The sequence below is a fragment of the Flavobacterium flavipallidum genome (assembly GCF_038289905.1).
GTDB classification, from domain to species: domain Bacteria; phylum Bacteroidota; class Bacteroidia; order Flavobacteriales; family Flavobacteriaceae; genus Flavobacterium; species Flavobacterium flavipallidum.
Window position 1 is genome coordinate 1 of the sequence record NZ_JBBYHU010000029.1, and the last position, 18,833, is coordinate 18,833.

An 18,833-nucleotide genomic window follows, 5' to 3' on the forward strand; every position below is an offset into this window, starting at 1 on the left:
GATATAAAGGTTTATATCTTAGAATAGTTTAAAGGTTTCAGAAGAGAAGCTAATTCTTAAGTATAAAGTTAGGTGATTTGAATAAAAAATCCCATTTTGAAATATTTTCAAAATGGGATTTTTTGGTTTTAAGGTTTTATACTCAATGATGATAATTTATTTAGTTAGTTTTTCTTGTAAATAATTCAACATTTCGTTTGAAATTGGTTTAGATAGAAAATCTATAACCATTGGGTAGCTTTTTGATTTTTGATGGTCTGCGGGATCTATGGTTGACGATAATACAACTACTTTTGTTGTAACTTGGGAATATTCAGGGGTGTTAAATGTGTCTAAGAAGTCCCATCCATCCATGACAGGCATATTTAAATCTAAGAAAACCAATTGGGGAATTTTGTTGTTTTCACTGTTCAGAAGTGAGTCAAAATATTGTATTGCTTCTTCACCATTTTTTGCTGTAATTATTGCATTTGAAAATGAAGCCTTAGTAATTACTTTTTTACATAACATAAGGGTGATGGGGTCGTCATCGACACATAGAATTAAATCTAACATTGTTAATTGTTTTTAAATGTTAATGTAATTATAGTTCCTTTGTTTACTTGGCTTTCTATTTCAATGTTTCCTTGCATTGCTTCAACTTGCGATTTTACAAGGTATAAACCAAGTCCTTTACTATCAGGGTAGTCATGGAATCTTTGATATAATCCAAAAACTTTGTCTTTGTTCTTATTAAGGTCAATTCCTATACCGTTATCTTTAAAAATAAGTTTAATTGAATTGCCATTTTGTTGTCCGAGTATTGAGATTCTTAATTGGCGTTCTTTTGAACTGTATTTTAAAGAATTTGTCAAAAGGTTCAATAATATGCTTTCTAAGTATGCTTTGTTAGTGTTTAATAGCGTTATATTGTCAATATCTAACTTTAATATGGGTTTGTGAAATTCTATTTGATTTGTTAATTGACTAAAGACGTTTTCAAAAATTTCTTTGAGTGAAATGTTTTCTTTTTGAATAGATGTGTTGTCTTTAATTATCATGACTTTGGTTAAGTCCTCAATAGTCTCATTTAATAAATGAGTTGATTTGTTGAAACCATCGACAATTTCTTTTAATTCAGGATCTTCTATTTCAATGTCTTCAATGAGATTTAGAAGGCCTGTTAAATTAGACATTGGAGCTCTCAGGTTGTGAGAAGTAATGTAGGAGAATTGTTTTAAATCTTTATTGTTTTGAGTAAGTTCTTTGATTAATTGTTCTTTCTCTTTTTCTTGGTTTTTTTCTTCTGTAACATCTCTTTGGATTGAAACCCAATGTGATAACTCGTTTTCGGCATTATAGATAGGGATCATTGTAAAACGAAGCCAAAAAACAGTTTTATCTTTTTTATAAGCTTTAATTTCAAGTTGTCCTTCTTGTTTTTGTTGAATGATTTCGAAAATTCTTTTTAGAACACCAATTTCAGTATTTGGACCTCTTAAGATACTTAGGGTGTTGTTTAAAATTTCTTCAGATTTGTATCCGGTCATAGTAGTGAAAGCCGGATTTACATAGATTACTTTTGGAAGGAGGTTTTTATTTAAATTAGCCTCAGTGATGACAATAGATTCTTTGGTTTGTAAAATTACAGTTTCGAGTAATTTTAATCGTAATTCCTCTTCTTTTTGTTTGGTGATATCCTGAAGCGCACCAATCATTCGAATAGCTTTTCCGTTTTCATCCTTAAGAAGAAATCCTCTATCTAGGACATATTTATAAGTATCGTCAGCACATTTGAAGCGATATTCATCTTGCCATTTTTCTGTTTTTTGTTCAATAAATGAATATAATTTAATTGACATTTTGATACTGTCCTCCGGATGGATATTTCCAAACCACCAGCTTGAACTGTCTCCAACCTGATCCTCTTCATAACCGAAAACGGCTTTTATTCCTTTGCTCCAATTAAGTTTGTCTTCCTGAATTTTCCAGTCCCAAATGGTGTCGCTTGTGGCTTTAGCAACGATGTCATATTTGTCGTTGGATTCTTTGATTTCGTGATTTGTGTTTTCTAGTCTTTCAAAGATAATTTTGTTTTTAGCCTCATTGTTGGTTAGGATAAATCTAATAGCAAATGCTGTAAGTAAAATTAATATAAAATCCTTGATTAAATTGAAAAGAAGATAGTTTTCAGGTTTAATATATAGTAAGGAGAAGTTATATAGAAAAGTTGCCAAAACAAAGGCAATAAGTAAGTATATTATTGTTATTTGGTTGTTTTTTCTTTTCATCAACCAAATATAATTATTAATTGTTAAAAGCAAAATTTCTGTGAAAATTTATTTGCGAAATCTTGTTTTCTATATAACTATGTATTATTCTTTGAGAGTAAAGGTAAAGTGTTTAAGAAATATTTTTTATATCAAAATAAAGTGTACCTTTGCAGCCATTAAAAATCACAGATGGAAGCTATTAGAAACATTGCAATTATTGCCCACGTCGATCACGGTAAAACCACTTTGGTTGATAAGATTATGTATCATTGTCAGTTATTTCGTGAAAACGAGAACACTGGAGATTTGATCCTAGACAACAACGACCTAGAGCGTGAAAGAGGTATCACAATTACTTCTAAAAACGTTTCGGTTTCATATAAAGGTACAAAAATCAATATTATTGATACTCCTGGACACGCCGATTTTGGTGGAGAGGTAGAACGTGTATTAAACATGGCAGATGGAGTATGTTTGCTAGTTGATGCTTTTGAGGGACCTATGCCTCAAACTCGTTTTGTATTGCAAAAAGCAATTGATTTAGGGTTAAAACCTTGTGTGGTTATCAATAAAGTAGATAAAGAAAACTGTACTCCTGAAGAAGTTCATGAGAAAGTTTTTGACTTAATGTTTGAATTAGGAGCTACTGAAGAACAACTAGATTTTCCTGCAGTTTATGGTTCTGCTAAGAACAACTGGATGTCTGAAGATTGGAAAGTGCAAACTGAAAACATAGAGCCTTTATTAGATATGGTTATTGCTAATGTGCCTGCTCCTAAAGTTTCTGAAGGAACTCCACAAATGCTAATTACCTCTTTAGATTTCTCTTCTTTTACAGGTCGTATTGCTATTGGTCGTTTAGAAAGAGGTGTTTTAAAAGAAGGAATGCCAATTTCATTAGTAAAAAGAGATGGTAAAGTTATTAAATCAAGAATAAAAGAATTACATACTTTTGAAGGTCTTGGACGTAAAAAAGTAGAGGAAGTTCATGCTGGAGATATTTGTGCTGTTGTAGGTATTGAAGGATTTGAAATTGGTGATACAATTGCCGATTATGAAAATCCAGAAGCTTTGCAAACAATTGCAATTGATGAGCCTACAATGAGTATGCTTTTCACTATTAATGATTCACCTTTCTTTGGTAAAGAAGGTAAATTTGTAACTTCTCGTCACATTCGTGAGCGTTTAACAAAAGAGTTAGAGAAAAACTTAGCTATGAGAGTTGCTGAAACTGATTCAGCTGATAAGTTCATGGTTTTTGGTCGTGGTGTATTACACTTGTCAGTTCTTATTGAAACAATGAGAAGAGAAGGTTATGAGTTACAAATTGGTCAACCACAAGTAATTATTAAAGAGGTTGATGGTGTGAAATGTGAACCAATTGAAGAATTAACTATTGATTTGCCTGAAAATCTTTCTGGAAGAGCTGTAGAATTTGTTTCTGTTAGAAAAGGAGAAATGCTTTCAATGGAAGGAAAAGGGGAGCGTATGATTGTTAAATTCAATATTCCTTCTCGTGGAATTATTGGTTTGAGAAATCAATTGCTTACAGCTACGGCTGGTGAAGCTATTATGTCTCACCGTTTCATTGGATATGAACCATACAAAGGAGAAATTCCTGGACGTAACAACGGTTCTTTAATTTCTATGGAAAATGGTAAAGCAATTCCTTATTCTATTGATAAATTACAAGATCGTGGTAAATTCTTTGTTGATCCTAACGAAGATATTTACGAAGGACAGGTAATTGGTGAAAACACTCGTAGTGATGATATGACTGTGAATGTGACTAAAACGAAAAAGTTATCTAACGTTCGTTCTTCAGGAGCTGATGATAAAGCAAGAATCATTCCTGCTATCAAATTCTCATTAGAAGAGGCTTTAGAGTATATCCAAAAAGATGAGTATGTAGAGGTTACTCCAAAATCACTTCGTTTAAGAAAAATTTACTTATCTGAAACTGATAGAAAAAGATATAAAATCTAAAAGATTAAATCTTCAATAAAAAAATCCCAAATTCCTCCCGAATACTTTCGGAATAGGAGTTTGGGATTCTTTTTTTAGGGTTATTTTTAAGTGGAATTTGGAATTTTTTAGAAAGATTATCTTTTCAAACTAAAATGTCCTTTGATTTCTTTGCCGTTTTCGAGTTTGGCAGTAAACCAGTAATCATCTGCCGGAAGTGGAATTCCGTTTAATGTTCCATCCCAGCCCTGGCTTTGTGGGTTGATATCTTTAATTAATTTTCCATAACGGTCAAAAACATGAATCACTGTTTTTGAATTAAAAGTCGCATTGATACCCTTAATTATCCAATAGTCATTATACCCATCATTGTTTGGCGTGAAAAATTTTGGAACTCCTAAAAGGGCAACTGATTTATTGATAATACCACAACCATTCTTGTCTCTAATATATACTTCGTGTATTCCGGAGGGAACGTTCTCCAAAAGGTTAGAATCTTGATAAAAGCTGTTTTCATCGTCTAAACTGTATTCATAATTTCCAATACCTTCGACAATAACTAAAATACTGTTATTTTCGCTTAATTCATTTACTTCTATATTGCTTAATCGGGCAATTTCTGAAGCAATTACTGAAATTGTTCTGGTGCGGCTGCAACCTTTTTGCGAACTAACTGTAACGGTATAAATTCCGGGTTTATTTACTGTAAGAGTAGCATTTGTTTTGTTGGTTAAAATTTGATTGTCTTTTGTCCAAATATAGTTGTAATCGGTTATTGGACTTCCATCAAGTAAGCCAGCATCTAAGGTTACGTAAAAATCAGGTAAATTATTACAAACGTAAACATCGGCTAAATGATTAGCATTAATATCTATATTTGGTTTTGGATTAGTAATTAGAGTTATGTGTGGTCCAATACCAAAGCAGCTGTTGTCTAAATTATTATCGACTCTTACCCAAATTTTTTGTTCTTTAGGTGAAAGATTGTTGCGATGATTTTTGGTGTTTGTTATTTCATTGATTTCAGATAAGGCATCAGCTTCGGTTTCGTAATATTTTATAACATAATTGTTTTTTGGAGAGGGAAGGATTGCTAAAATTGTATTGGTTGCACTGCTAAAATCGAAAGCTGTAATTCCATCATAATCGTTACTTGCTTCGTCAATATAATCATCACAGTTTTCAAAAGAGATGTTGAAGGTGGACGGAATTTGTGTGGTTGATACAATGAGGTCTATCTTTGCTACAGAGTAACAGTTATTCGAATTTTCAATTCTGGCCCAAACTATAGTTCCGTTATCAGCAAAATATGCGAATGGATTTGCAATTTTTTTAGAAGAATCGTTGGAGTTAGCAGCTACCGCAGTGGTAAAATAACTAAAAGTTTCATTCAGATAATTATTTGAAATTTCATTGTTTTTAACAGTGAGATTAAAAGTGCTTTTAGTGTCTAAATCGTCGTCACATTGTTTAATGGTTATATCGTTAACTACTGGTAAATCCAAGGTAGTTAGAATTGTTTCGTTTGAAATTAATCCACAGCTATTTCCTAATTTATTTATGATTACACGGTATTTGTAACCAATCATATTTTGAGTTACAGAATTAATATTCAATATTGAAGAAGTAACACCTGAATAGAAACTATTGTTGTTTACATTATTCCATGATGTTCCATCTGTAGAAATTTGCCATTGGTAACTGTCGCCATTTACATTTATAGATATTGAATTAGGTTGGTTTAAACAGTTTGGAATTGCGTTTGGTTGGTTTGTGATAAGTATTGGTGCAACAATAGAATAATTAGGATTTGGTAAGGTATAGCCATTTGTTCGGCTTGTAACCATTCCTTTTGTGTCAACCATTGGAGGGAATGTAGTGCCTAAAATATGATTTCCAGACGTATCAGTAAATCCAGCTTCAATAACATCGTCGCAGGAATCTCCATCACTATCAAGGTCTCTGAAGTTTTTTATTCCATCATTGTCGGTGTCTGTATTATTACTTCCGGTTTCAACAGAGTCAAGTATTCCATCATTATCGCTATCTAAATCTAAATAATCAGGGATAATATCGTTGTCGGTATCATTAGGGCTTAAATTTATTTCGAAAACATCATATAATCCATTTTTATTTGTATCTGTCGTGTTTAAGATAAAATTATTGCCCTGACTTTCAGTTATATCAGGGATGTTATCACCGTCACTATCTTTATCTAATTGATCTTCAATTCCATCTCCATTTGAGTCTTTTGGAACACAAACAGCGAAAAACTTCATAGTACTTTTGTTTGCTTGCGAATCTAAAAGGTTTTTATGGGTAAAACTTATTGAATTAACTAAATGGCTTAAGAATTTAAAACTAGTTGATCCTGCTACTAAAGGTGATATCCCGTTTATTTGGAATCGGATTTCAAAAGATGAGAATTCAGTCACACCACTTTCGTAAATTCCATCATAATTTGTATCTATTAATAAATTATTGTTTGGGTTAAGAACAGTAATGGTTTTGTCAACGTCTGTAGCAATAATATACTCAGCATTAGCATTTAAAAAGTTAGAACTATTAGCTGTTGATGTATATTCAATTCCGGCACTCATCGGTTTTGAAAAGCTGAGTGTATATTTTGTAAAATTACCTTTACCGGCAGGAATTTCAGAGACAATGCTTCCATCTGAATTTCCTATAAATGGTGTTGTGCTGGAAACGGCAGATGTGTTAATTGTTCCGGTAAATGAGTTCGAATAATTGCCTATGATGATATTTCCGGAATTTAAATTTGAAATATTAATGCCTTGGTCTCCATAGGATTCAGTACAGTTTGTTATTCCATCATTGTCATTGTCCAAATCGATATTGTCATTTATGTTGTCGTTGTCAATATCAGTTGGGCAATTGCTAACTGGTATTATGTCTGATAAAATGGTTGTACCACAACTACTAATACTCCCTCTTACTTTATAATATCCGGGTTGTAAGGGTGTGTATGAATTAGTATTTGCATTGCTAATAGGTACTTCATTAAAATACCATTGAAAAGTGTCGTAATTTAGGATTGAATTGACTTCTAAAACGAGATTAGGTATACAAGATGAGATTCCAAGGTTTAATTTGTCTAAGGCGATTTCAGGTTTAGAATCAAATCCTGAATAATATCCACCATAAGTTGCAGCACTATTAGTGCCCAAATAGGATACATATACCTGTCTGGTTGATTTGACACTAATGTTACCTGTTAAATTGTTTAAAGAATAACGGACATAATTAGTATTTCCTGTTATATCAAATGGTGTTGAATTGATAGGGGAATTGTTAATGGTTACAACAGCGTCTCTTTCGGTTATAATATTCATTCCTCCAGAGTAGGATATGTCTCCAATAGATTCTATATGCGGAATATTATCAACAGTATTTGGAGTAGAACAATTAAGAGGAGGAACAAAAAATAAGTTTTGATTTGCGGGTCTATTTGTCTCACCAATGCATTGATAAGCAAATACATTTTTGTTTGTTTTTACATAGAGATTGTTGTTTATAAAATTAGTTCCATCAATTGCTGCATATTCTCCGGGTTGTAGTATGTAACTTGGAGAAGCGTTTCCATTTAAATAAACCTCTGTTTGAGGATTATGGGCTACCAGAATAATTCTTTCAGTTTCGTTAGTTCCGTTTCCTTTAGTAAAAATATATTCTTTCCCAGTTTTCTCTAAAGGTACTATTTGGTCAAAACCTACATCTCTTCCTGTTGAGCCATTAGCGTTTGTTTCTGTACTGTTACTTCCTCCAAAAGAACCAGAATTGACCACAATTCCTTTGTCAGATTCTATTAAAGCGCCAACCATTTTTACACTATTAGAAGTGAGGGAATTTGGAATGTTTTCTAATGCAATTATGTAACACTGACTTTTGTTTAAATTAATTGTAATAGGTCCATTTACTACCGTTCCATCAGTTAATATAGTTCCTGTTGGAATGTTAGAAATAGTAATATTTGTATTGTTTTCGGTTGCCAAAATTGAGGCAAAATTAAGTAGGGCACTATCGTCCAAAGGATTGAGCATGGCACCTAATCTGAATGTAGTTCCAATGGCACTATTTCCCTTTGAAACTAAACCTCCCGCATGATTGTATTCGCCATTATTTGGATTAAAACCGGCATTAACTCTAACACTGCAATAAATTAAATCATCGGCTTCGATGATGAATCCTTTATTTATTAATTTTCCAATTACGGTTTTTGGAGTGAATAATTGGGTGTCGATTCCAATTCCTATTTTATAAATATAAGGACTATTGTTGCTTACCGCTGCATTAATGATTTGTCCTCCAATAGCTATGATTTTTAAAGCTACATCCTTAGTACTAGGAGTCGATATATATAGATATTGATCTCCTGCTTTTAAAGTTTGATTTTGGTTTGCAAGAGGAGGTATATAATGCGTTCTGCTAAATTGCGCAAAACAATTTAGAGCGATTAACATTAGACCAAACGAAAGATAACTTCTCATTTGATAAATGTATAAAATAATGCTTATTATTTATCGTTTTAGTGAAAAATTGCCTCTAATTATTTCTTTATTGTCAGAAATTATGTTAAACCAGTAATCATCTGATGGAAGGGTGACTCCGTTGAAAGTGCCTTCCCAATTTAAGTTTTGAGAATTGAATTGTTTTAACAGTTTTCCATAACGATCAAATATAGTTATAATAGCCGGTGGAAGCTGATTTAGGTTTTTAATTGTCCAGGTATCATTAAAACCATCTCCATTTGGAGTGAAAAAGCGGGGGTAGTCTAAAATAAAAAAAGGATAGGGGACAGCATTTTCACATGAATTTTTATCACGGGCATAGGCAATATAATTTCCTGCAGGAATATTTAAAAATACAGGACTGTTTTGATACAAATTTCCATCAATTGAAAATTCATAATTTCCGGTGCCGGAATATTTTATTGTTGCCGAATTTTTATTGCCTTCAAAATTTTTAGTTTCAACAGCTGTTATTATTGTAATTGGTGTTAGAGGTATTGTATTTGAAATATTTAAAGTTAATTCGGCATAATTAGCACAATTGAAAGAATTAGTAACTTTAGCAATAAGCGTTTGTGTTAAAGATTGGTTCGTATAATAAGTAGGATTTGGAATAGGATTGCTATTTGTTTTAGCATCGGTTAAATTCTCAAAATAAGTTACATCGCTCAAAGCAGAATTATTGTTTTTTATGATATCATCTGCTTCGGTTAAGTTGAAAACATCTTTGCCATCCCCATCAAAATTACAATGTGTTAGTGTACTATTGTTTAAAATAATTTCAGGGGTATATTCGATTTTTATTTGATTTGTGGCACTACAGCTTGATGGTGACAGTGTAACTTCAACTTTATAAGTTCCGGGAGCTGTAACAATATAAGAAGGATTATTTTCGGCTGATTGTAAAATGCCGTCTTTGTACCATTTATAGTTGTATGATGGAGATAATTTGGTGTCAATAATATAGTTTTCGCCAAAGCAAATAGCACTGTTAGTTGCTAATAATCGATCTGTACCCAAGTCGATTGCAGAATTAAAACTTGCTGCTTCTATGAAAATTGCGGAATCATAATAATAGCTTTTATCATCTGCAATGACTAATTTAATATGATAGGTTTTTCCGGGTGTAACATTAGTTTTAGCATTAAAAACTTTAGTTTGTCCGGCAAAATTTATCGGACTATTATTGTTGTTTGTGTTATTAAATTGACCAAAGTAAGATTCGTTTTTTGCTTGACAACCCGCTTTGAAATTGATTTTTGGATGAATATTAAAGGAAGAAACTGTTGTCGTTGTTTGAGGGATGACGGCCAAATTTTGATAGGGATTTGTGCTGGCTTTTTCTTTAATCAAAAAAGCAAATCCATCAGAATAAAAGCAGGGATAATCATCCTGATATTCATTGGAAGCAAAAAAATAGTTGAAACTAATGCCGTTTGTAGTTGGGATAAAATCAAATTCTAGTACGGTAGCATTTATGGAATTAATATTTAAAATTTGATTTAAATCGGTGTCACCAGGCCAGGCAGCGGTTTCTAATCCTTCATTTCTAATAAATGGACCAATGGCGTCACTACTGTTTCCGGTACTTAAAATGATTCCGGATTGAAAAGGAAAATTAGAAGAATTATTTGTGAAAGTTCCATAGCTGTTTTTTCCAGCTGTAAGCTTATTTCCTGATACCGATTGGTTAAGTATTTCTAAACAGGAACTATTATTAGTTAATATACTTACCAGTTCTGCTGCATTTTTTGTGTCGTCAATGGTGATGATTTGAGCACGTAAATGTGAGCAAAGAAAGTTGAGTATACAACAGAATAATATGGCTTTGTAGACTTTCATAGACTTACAAAGTTAGTATAAATATCTGTTTTTTTAATAGCAGGATATGAGCAGGCGAAGCTTAATTAGTAGCTTCATTTTCAATTAGTGTTGTAGCTTGTTTAAGCTTGTCAGAATTGAGAGGTTTTATGATATAATTTTTAACAGTGGAATAGTTTTTAGCCATTTCTAAATCAGTAGGATCGATAGATGAAGAAACGATAAAAATGATAATTTTTTTTGCAAATGAAATGTTTTTCAACTCATCCAGAAACTGCCAGCCGTCAAGAATAGGCATGTTTAAATCTAATAGAATTACATCTGGTAGATTTGATGGATTTTGGGCGTTTTCAATTAATTCATTTAATGCAGTTTGTGGGTTGTGAAAAGAAATGATTTTTTCGCAAAAATTGTTTTTCTCAATTAGCATACTCATTAGTCTAATTGATAATTTATCATCATCTATAATGTAGGTTAATTTATTTTTCATTAAAAAATAATTTAAAAGTGCTTCCTTGTCCTTCTTTACTCTCTACTTCAATTTTGCCTTTCATTGTTTCAATTTGATTTTTAACGATAAATAGACCAATTCCTTTTGCATCATCATTATTGTGAAAGGTTTTGTACATACCAAATAATTTATGTTTATTTTTTTTGATGTTAATTCCCAGTCCATTGTCTTTGAAAGAAATAATTTCAAATCCATCCATGTTTTTATGGCTTATTTCTAATTTTGGAAATCGATCAGGAGATTGGTATTTAACAGCATTATCTAATAGATTTTGAAGTATGTTTTCTAAATAAGTCGGAATCACATTTAACATCAAATCTTCAGGAATAGTATACGAAATACTAAGTTTATTTTGATAAGGAATTAAGCTTTTTTCTAATTCCGTTTTAAAATTTACACTTGTCTTTTGGGTGTTCGTATTTTTTTGAATGGTTATTACTTCATTTAAATTTTCAATTGTTTCCGATAATTTTTCAGCACCTTCTTTAAACATTTCAATGAAGCTTAGTTTCTCGGTAGTATCATCGGTGTTTTCAATTACATCTAATACCATTAGCAAGTTACTGGTGTGTGAACGAATATTGTGGGAGACAATATGGGTGAAGTTTAAAAGTTTGTTATTTTGTTGGTTAGTAACTTCTAAGATTTTCTTGAGTTCAATTTCTTTCTGTTTTGCAGCTGTTATATCTCTTCCAATTCCTATGAATTTAATACAAATACCATTAATGTCAACAATAGGAGTGATGTTTAATTCCAGCCAGCATTTTTCTTGTTTTTTGTTAAAATGGTATAAAACAACACTTGTGCCCTTTTTATTTTTGACAGCATGAGAAATCTTATTAATGCTTTCCAGATTGTTTTTAATGCCAAAATTAAGATAGTCAGGATGTTTGTCAATGATTTCATCCGCAGTCAAACCAATAAGTTCCATGTAAGCTTGATTAGTCCAAATGGCTTTTCCTTCTAAATTAAGTATGACAATGCTATCAGTAGTTTCAGAAGCGACCAGTGATAATAAATTTAGATTTTCTTCAGTTTGTTTTTTTTTGGTAATGTCTTTTATAGAACAAACTAAAAAGACATGGTCATCAATAGTAAAACTTTCTTGAGCAGTGATTTTGACAGGAATTAAATCGCCGTTTTTTGTTTTAAGAAGTGTTTCTTTTACAAATGGAGTATCGAGATCAACACATTTTTTGTCTTCAGCAGGGAATAAAATACTGCAAGGTGAGCCAATTAATTCAGTTCTTGTATAAGAACTTAGCTTGAGAATCGAATCGTTACAATTAGTGATAAGTTTCGAATTGATATCTACAATAATTAAAGCTTCCTGAATATTTGAGAATACAGAACTATATTTTTGAATTATTGATTCTAATTTATTGATTCGTTTTTCTTCGATACTAATATCTTTTACAAATCCATAGATTCTAATAATTGTATCTAAATCAAATTCAACCTGACAAAAACACTCCAATTGTTTGGTTTTATTTGTTGCCGAAAGAATTTCAAATTTTCCACATACAGCTGTTTTGTTCTCTATTGCTTTATTGATAATTGCTTTAAAGCTAATTAGGTTTTTACGGTTAAAAAAAGTTGTAGCATTTTTAAAACTAGGGACAAAATATTCGGGTACTTCAAAAATTTCTTTAGTTGTTTTGTCCCAAAAGAAGCTTTTTGTACTAAGATCTAAATCCCATTTTCCAATTGCTACCGTTTCTTTAATATAAAAATCTTGTTTAGTTTTCATAAATAGCTATTGTAATAGTCGTTTTAAAAATTTGATTTTTCAGAATGGTGTTATTATAAAAATAGGTTTAAATAAAAATATTGTACTTACGTATTTTGTTTAAAAAAAATAAAAATACTTAAGGAGAAATGTCCAAACAAATAAAATCGATGAACAGCATCTTTTTTTTGAGTGTTTGAAAGTGTAGAAAATATACTTAAATAGTAGTTGTTTGGCAGTCAGTGTTTAAGTAAAAAAGAATTGAAAAGCTAAAATTGGATTACAGAAACCTATTTACTTATAAGGCTTTCAAAGAAATAATGTATTTTTGTGTAAATACATTTACGCATGAGCGAAGTTTCTCCGTTGTTTAAAAAACCAACATATCCTATAAATCATGATCTGGTTGAATATTTAGAACGTTTTGATCGAATGTCAAAGGTGGCTATTTCCTATGATGATTTTTTGCGCTTTTCTGGTTCCATAAACGTTTATGATAAAAACGATAACGATACTTTGTGGGCTCGGGTTTATTACAATGAATTTGAGAGGAATGAGATTGATTTAAATTTAAAAAAAATCTATTCTTTGCTGCATTCTGATGGAAATCTTGACATTATTAAGTTCTTAAATGTGGATGCTATTGATTACTGTACTTTTGGAAATTCAAAACCGTTCCGAATTAAAGTTCGTAATGTTTTAAACGATAACTACGTTCATTTTTACATTAAAAAAGCCGATGCTTCCCGTATTTACGGATTAGAATTGGAACATATTTTATCGCCGGACAAAATTAACTTTCTAGTATATAATGATACTTTGATTGAGGAACATATAATAGGGATTCCAGGTGATGTTTTTATGGAAACGCTACTTGATTCTTGTACCGAAACCGAAAAATCTCAAATTGCTAAAGAATTTGTGAAATTCAACGAGCGATGTATGATCCGTCTTTTAGGTGATATGCGAGCTTATAATTACGTGATTGTACCTATTCATGATTTTGACCAAGTGGTTTATAAAATCAGAGCAATAGATTTTGATCAGCAATGTTATGAAGGTAATTTTAAGATTTATCGACCTCAGTTTTTCAAGGAAAATTATCCAATGATTCATTTAATCAAAGAGAAATTGCAAAAAAGCTCCATAGAGCAATATAAACATGAGGAACGAGCTGCTTTGGCCAAAAGAATTATTTCTGCCGAAACACGAATTCAAAAGATTCTTCGCATAATGTCTCATGATACCATTGCTCCTGAAGCCCATATCCAACAATTAAAATTAGAGTTATACCGTTATACTAATGATTTGAATTTTAAAAAAGCAACCTCAATGGGCTATGTTTTAAGTGCAGCTTTTAAATTTGTTACCCGAAACTTTAAACATCCAGATGTATTTAAACCTGGTTCATAAAGATTATTTCAAAATGAAAAAAACAATATCTATCCTTTTATTATCCTCTTTTTTGGCTTTTTGTCAAAGAGAATCTTCCCTTATAAATGAACTTTATTCTTTACCAAAACAGCTAAAAGAAGTTTCCGGAATCGTCTTTGATGAACGTTCCGGTTTGAATTGGATGCTGGAAGATAGTGGAAATGAAAATGCTATTTATGGTGTGGATGATAAAGGGCAGCAACAACGAAAAATCATTATTTCCCAAACGGAAAATATAGATTGGGAAGATATTACAAAAGATAAAGAAGACAATCTGTACATCGGTGATTTTGGTAATAATGCTAATGAAAGAAAAGATTTGGCAATTTATAAAATAGATAAAGATTCATTAGGAAAGAATGCTGTAGTGCCAAGCTATAAAATCAGTTTTGCCTATCCGGAGCAAACCGAATTTCCTCCTAAAAAGCGCGAACTTTTTTATGATGTCGAGGCTTTTGTGATGTATAAAAATAATTTTTACCTTTTTACTAAAAACAGAAGTAAAGGATTTGATGGAACTACTTTCTTATATAAAGTTCCTAACAAGCAAGGATTTCATCAGGCTCAGTTATTAGGGAAATTTAAAGTCGAAGGTGATTTTCAGCATGCAGCGATAACTAGTGCAACAATAAGTCCGGATGAAAAAAAAGTAGTCTTGTTATGCCACAGTCAAATATGGGTTTTTGAAAATTTTACTTCAGATAATTTTTTTAATGGAGCTATGAAAAATGTTCAGTTAGATCATTTTTCTCAAAAAGAAGCCATTTGTTTCAAAGACAATAAAACGCTTTTAATTGCCGATGAAAAAACAAAAAAGATAGGAGGAAAGGTATATCAGTTAACCTTAGATTAAAAACCAAATCCTATCCCAAAAGCTATACGGGCTTCATCATCTGCTGAGGCTTTAAAATAAGATAATCGGGCAGTTACCGTATTAAGTCCGTTTAGCCATAATCCACCACCTACAGCCTGATGCCATTTATTTGAATTTTCACCATTTAGCCAAACTCTTCCGTAGTCATATCCTCCAAAAAAGCCATAGGACATCGGGACAATACTTCTTTTAATTTTTCCAATGGAAAAACGCAAATCACTGCTTTGAAAGTAGGATTGATTCCCTAGAAAACGTTGATTTCTAAAACCTCTCAAATCATAATCTCCTCCCAATGCAGCACCTTGATAGAATTCAAAATTATTGTTCAAAATGGCTTTTGCTTTAAGCAAAGTTGCAAAAACGATACTTCCCTGACGATCTATTTTGTGGTTGAAATTAATTTTAGATTCTAATGTTGGGAAATTTTGTTTACTGTTAGTTAAATTCATTTTCCAATTTGCCGAAATTAAAAATCCCATTCCCATAGTAGGAAGCGACGGAATGTCATAATTTTCGTAGCTATATTGAGCTGTTAAACCACCAAATTGTTGGTTTTTAAAAATATTTGGATTCACAATATTGGTTATAGCAATGAAACGTCCCAGAGTTTTTTCGACATCAAAATTTTCATAAGCAAGTTGAAAACTGATGCTGCTTCCTAATCTACCTTTTCTTTCTAATTTTGGAGCAAATTTTAGCATACTTACATGAACTCTGTTGTAATTCATACCACTGATTTCATCTTCATTAACCGTATTATTACCGAAGCCAAAATAGTTAATGACAAAATTAGGACTGGTAAATTGTGAGTCAAAACCAAAATTCCATTTGCCTATTAACTTTGGAGCATCAAAATGATAATTGAATTCAAAACCCTCCGTAGCGAAATAGTAATTTGCTTTGAGACTATGTTTAAAAGTGTAAGGATTTTGTTTAAAATGATTGACCATATAATTAGCTACAAAACCAAGTTTTAAACCATCATCAGGGTTTGCTCCTACAGAAGGCAAACCTGAAAAAGCATTGTATTTAGGTTTTTGATAATTATAAAAATTAGTTTCATAATCATCCGTTAATAATTTTTTGGTGTTAGGTGTAATTGAAAAACTATTCTTTTTGGTTTTAAAATCGATAATGCTAATATTTTTTCCATTCGAAATGTTGTAATTATCGTTATCCTGACCTCCGATTAATTTAATTTTAATTGCTGATTTTTGATGGCTTTGTAAATTAAAAATATCATCATCATCTAAGCCGTACACCCAGATATTTAGAGTTTCATGCGAATAAAATGTTTTGGTGTAAACCAATTCCTCAGTTTCTTTTTTTATTCTAAAAACCGAAATCGCAACTTCATTTTTTGAAATCGGATTAATGTCAAAACGATCTTTTTTATTGGTACCAACGATGATTACCGTTTTATGCAACACCCGATTGTATTGGGTAGCATAGTTAACAAGTTGTGATTTTCTGTTTTTTAGTTTGTCAATAATTGCAATAATTGTCTTATCCTGAACTTCTTTTGGAAGATTGCTAAAAGCTGTTTCTATAGCTAAATCGGTTACGTTTTCCTGAATATATTTTGCCTGAGCAATCCAATCTTTTTCTTCGGCATTTTTTAGTAATGCTAAGTCTAAAGGGTAAGGTTCACGGTTGAACCATTTTACATTTTTAATATCATTTTTAAAACTTTGCATATGACGCAAAGCAGGAATATTCATTATTAAAGACAATAAAGTTCCATCGTATTTAGAAAAAGCTTGATCGCGATCACGTGGAATGGGTTTGTAAATTATTTTATCTGGGGTTTTGTATTCTGCCCAGCGCCATTGGTCAAAATGCCTGTCCCAATCACCAATAAGCATATCAAACAATCGGGCTTTGATGTATTCGCTTTCGTCAATGATGTACTTTTCGTCTTTTTGTAAATTTTCTAACAATTCGTCAGTACCTATAATAGCATCAGCTTTTCCAAAGCTGTTTAAATCCTTTTGACTATCATCAGCTCTTTCTTCAATATAATAAAGTTCATCACCAAAATTGTTGTTGAAATTCCCTAAAGTGTTTTGTTTTGGTATATAAAATAGTTTAGGGTTGTTGTGGAAAACACCAATTTTGTCAGCTAAATTTCCCACAGCCAAAGGTGTGTAAGGATGCGAGGTAGTATAAAAATCATATAAAAAATTTTCTGCATAAGTGTTTTCAAATTGATTTTCTACATATTGGTCTTTGAAAGCTACATTTTGTAAAAAACGATTAACACTCTTTTTTAAAGCACGCATCGCATACTCTTTACCATTTTTATCTACCAGACGTAGCGATTTTGACTGATGTCCTCCTCCGGCTCTTATTGGCGTAAGCCCACCATAAAGACTATCTAAAGTGGCGGTGTTGGCATCTATTAAAGTGCTGTAGTATTGACGATAATGTTTTCCAAAAAGAAAGTTGTGAACTATACTTTTTTGGGTCATTTTATCAGTATAAATAGATGATTTGATCGTTTTTTGGAATGTATTGGAATAGGTAACTTGAGGTGTTTTTGGGTTATCTAAAATTGTTTTTTGAAACAGTGTTGTTGTTTCATTATTTTCTATACCATAAAAAGAAACTACCGATTTTCCATTAGTATAAACAGTTAAGGTTGCAAAACCATTTTTGCCATAGGAAAAATCATTTGGATAAATAGCGCGTGCAGCTTCTGATTTTGACCCAGCCCCACTTATAATCTGTTTGATGTTTTCATTTTCGATGTATTGCAAATTGTGATCGTGACCCGATATTACAATTACATTGTCCTGATTCTGTAGAAGTGTTTTAATACGTTTTACTAAAATTTGGTATTGTTTGTTTTGAATATCCTGCGGACTAATGCCTGATGTCTTTCTTAAGAAATTAACAAAAGAACCTATTACAGGCAACGGAATTTTTTGTTCTAATGGGAAAAGCTGTTTTTCAAGAGAAAATTGTCCGCCATGAGTTCCGTTACTCATCAAGGGATGATGAATAGCTAATAAAACAGTTTTATCTTCGTTTTTATTGAGGATACTTTCTAGTTCTTCAAAAAAAGCTTCACGGGTTTTAATGTTGCAATCGTTGTTGATATTTGGGATTTTGTCCCAATCTTCCAGGAACCATTGGCTGTCAATGGTAATCAGGCAAACTTGGTCATTTATTTTTTTAGTATCAATAGGGCAACCATCAGCAGGAAGAAAGGCTTTTTTATCAGCAAGATATTGGTTTACTATCTTTTCCTGACGTTTAAGTCCGCTAATTCCTGAATACCAATCATGATTCCCTGGGATGAATATCGTTTTTCCTTTGAAACCTTTAGAAATAGCCAACTGTTTTGTTAGTTTTTCTAAAGCAATGTTGTATTCTTTTTGTTTTTTTTCACTAGGCATACCTTTTGGGTAAATATTGTCGCCCAGAAATAACAACGTAGTATTTTTATCAGCTTGTTGAAGTTGTTCTTGTAGCGCCTTTAGGATTTTTTGAGCGTTTTCCTGATCGGCATTGCCGGCATCACCAATTAAAAAAAAGCGGTGGGCAATTTTAGCAGTCTCCTTGTCGTTTATAGTAAGGTTTTTTGCGGCATCTTTTCCTAATTGTGAATGATAGGTAGCACATGAAATAAGAAGAAAAAAGGAGGAGAAAAATATTTTGATTTTTAAGAATCGCATAACCGAAAACAATTTCATAATTTAGTAGTATAAAAAAT

At 31.7% G+C, this 18,833-nt stretch carries 10 protein-coding genes; 3 read left to right on the forward strand and 7 right to left on the reverse strand.

Annotated features, from left to right (window positions below):
• Window positions 1-156: 156 nt before the first annotated feature.
• Together AAEO59_RS12760 and AAEO59_RS12765 are read right to left on the reverse strand one after the other, a co-directional pair.
• The gene (locus AAEO59_RS12760; RefSeq protein ID WP_341701134.1) at window positions 157-555 is read right to left on the reverse strand and encodes a response regulator; all 399 of its coding nucleotides are present in this window, start codon (window positions 553-555) and stop codon (window positions 157-159) included.
• A gap of 2 nt (window positions 556-557) precedes the next feature.
• A complete protein-coding gene (locus tag AAEO59_RS12765; RefSeq protein ID WP_341701135.1) occupies window positions 558-2,270 on the reverse strand; it encodes a PAS domain-containing sensor histidine kinase in 1,713 nt (570 codons plus the stop codon).
• A 171-nt stretch (window positions 2,271-2,441) separates the two neighbouring features.
• On the opposite strand from AAEO59_RS12765, the gene typA reads away from it, so the two are divergent.
• Window positions 2,442-4,238: a translational GTPase TypA gene (gene typA / locus AAEO59_RS12770; protein WP_341701136.1), complete on the forward strand. Its 1,797-nt coding sequence runs from the start codon at window positions 2,442-2,444 to the stop codon at window positions 4,236-4,238.
• A gap of 116 nt (window positions 4,239-4,354) precedes the next feature.
• Here the strand turns inward: typA and AAEO59_RS12775 are convergent, their stop codons facing one another.
• From AAEO59_RS12775 to AAEO59_RS12790, 4 genes are all read right to left on the reverse strand, one after another.
• Entirely contained in the window at window positions 4,355-8,725 is a 4,371-nt protein-coding gene (locus AAEO59_RS12775; protein WP_341701137.1) for a T9SS type B sorting domain-containing protein, read from the reverse strand.
• A gap of 30 nt (window positions 8,726-8,755) precedes the next feature.
• Window positions 8,756-10,588, reverse strand: a complete 1,833-nt coding sequence (locus AAEO59_RS12780) for a choice-of-anchor L domain-containing protein (protein ID WP_341701138.1) — start codon at window positions 10,586-10,588, stop codon at window positions 8,756-8,758.
• 61 nt (window positions 10,589-10,649) lie between these two features.
• On the reverse strand, window positions 10,650-11,057 hold the full coding sequence (locus tag AAEO59_RS12785) for a response regulator (RefSeq protein WP_341701139.1): 408 nt from the start codon (window positions 11,055-11,057) through the stop codon (window positions 10,650-10,652).
• Window positions 11,047-12,828: a PAS domain-containing sensor histidine kinase gene (locus AAEO59_RS12790; protein ID WP_341701140.1), complete on the reverse strand. Its 1,782-nt coding sequence runs from the start codon at window positions 12,826-12,828 to the stop codon at window positions 11,047-11,049. The genes AAEO59_RS12785 and AAEO59_RS12790 overlap by 11 nt, the downstream gene beginning before the upstream one ends.
• A gap of 327 nt (window positions 12,829-13,155) precedes the next feature.
• Here AAEO59_RS12790 and AAEO59_RS12795 point away from each other — a divergent pair, with 327 nt between their 5' ends.
• Both AAEO59_RS12795 and AAEO59_RS12800 read left to right on the forward strand, forming a co-directional pair.
• The gene (locus AAEO59_RS12795; protein ID WP_341701141.1) at window positions 13,156-14,220 is read left to right on the forward strand and encodes a hypothetical protein; all 1,065 of its coding nucleotides are present in this window, start codon (window positions 13,156-13,158) and stop codon (window positions 14,218-14,220) included.
• A gap of 13 nt (window positions 14,221-14,233) precedes the next feature.
• Complete coding sequence (locus tag AAEO59_RS12800; protein WP_341701142.1) at window positions 14,234-15,094, forward strand: hypothetical protein; 861 nt, start codon at window positions 14,234-14,236, stop codon at window positions 15,092-15,094.
• Here AAEO59_RS12800 and AAEO59_RS12805 read toward each other — a convergent pair.
• Window positions 15,091-18,813, reverse strand: coding sequence for a metallophosphoesterase (locus AAEO59_RS12805; RefSeq protein ID WP_341701143.1), 3,723 nt, complete (start codon window positions 18,811-18,813; stop codon window positions 15,091-15,093). The two genes, AAEO59_RS12800 and AAEO59_RS12805, sit on opposite strands and share 4 nt — an antisense overlap.
• Window positions 18,814-18,833: the final 20 nt, after the last annotated feature.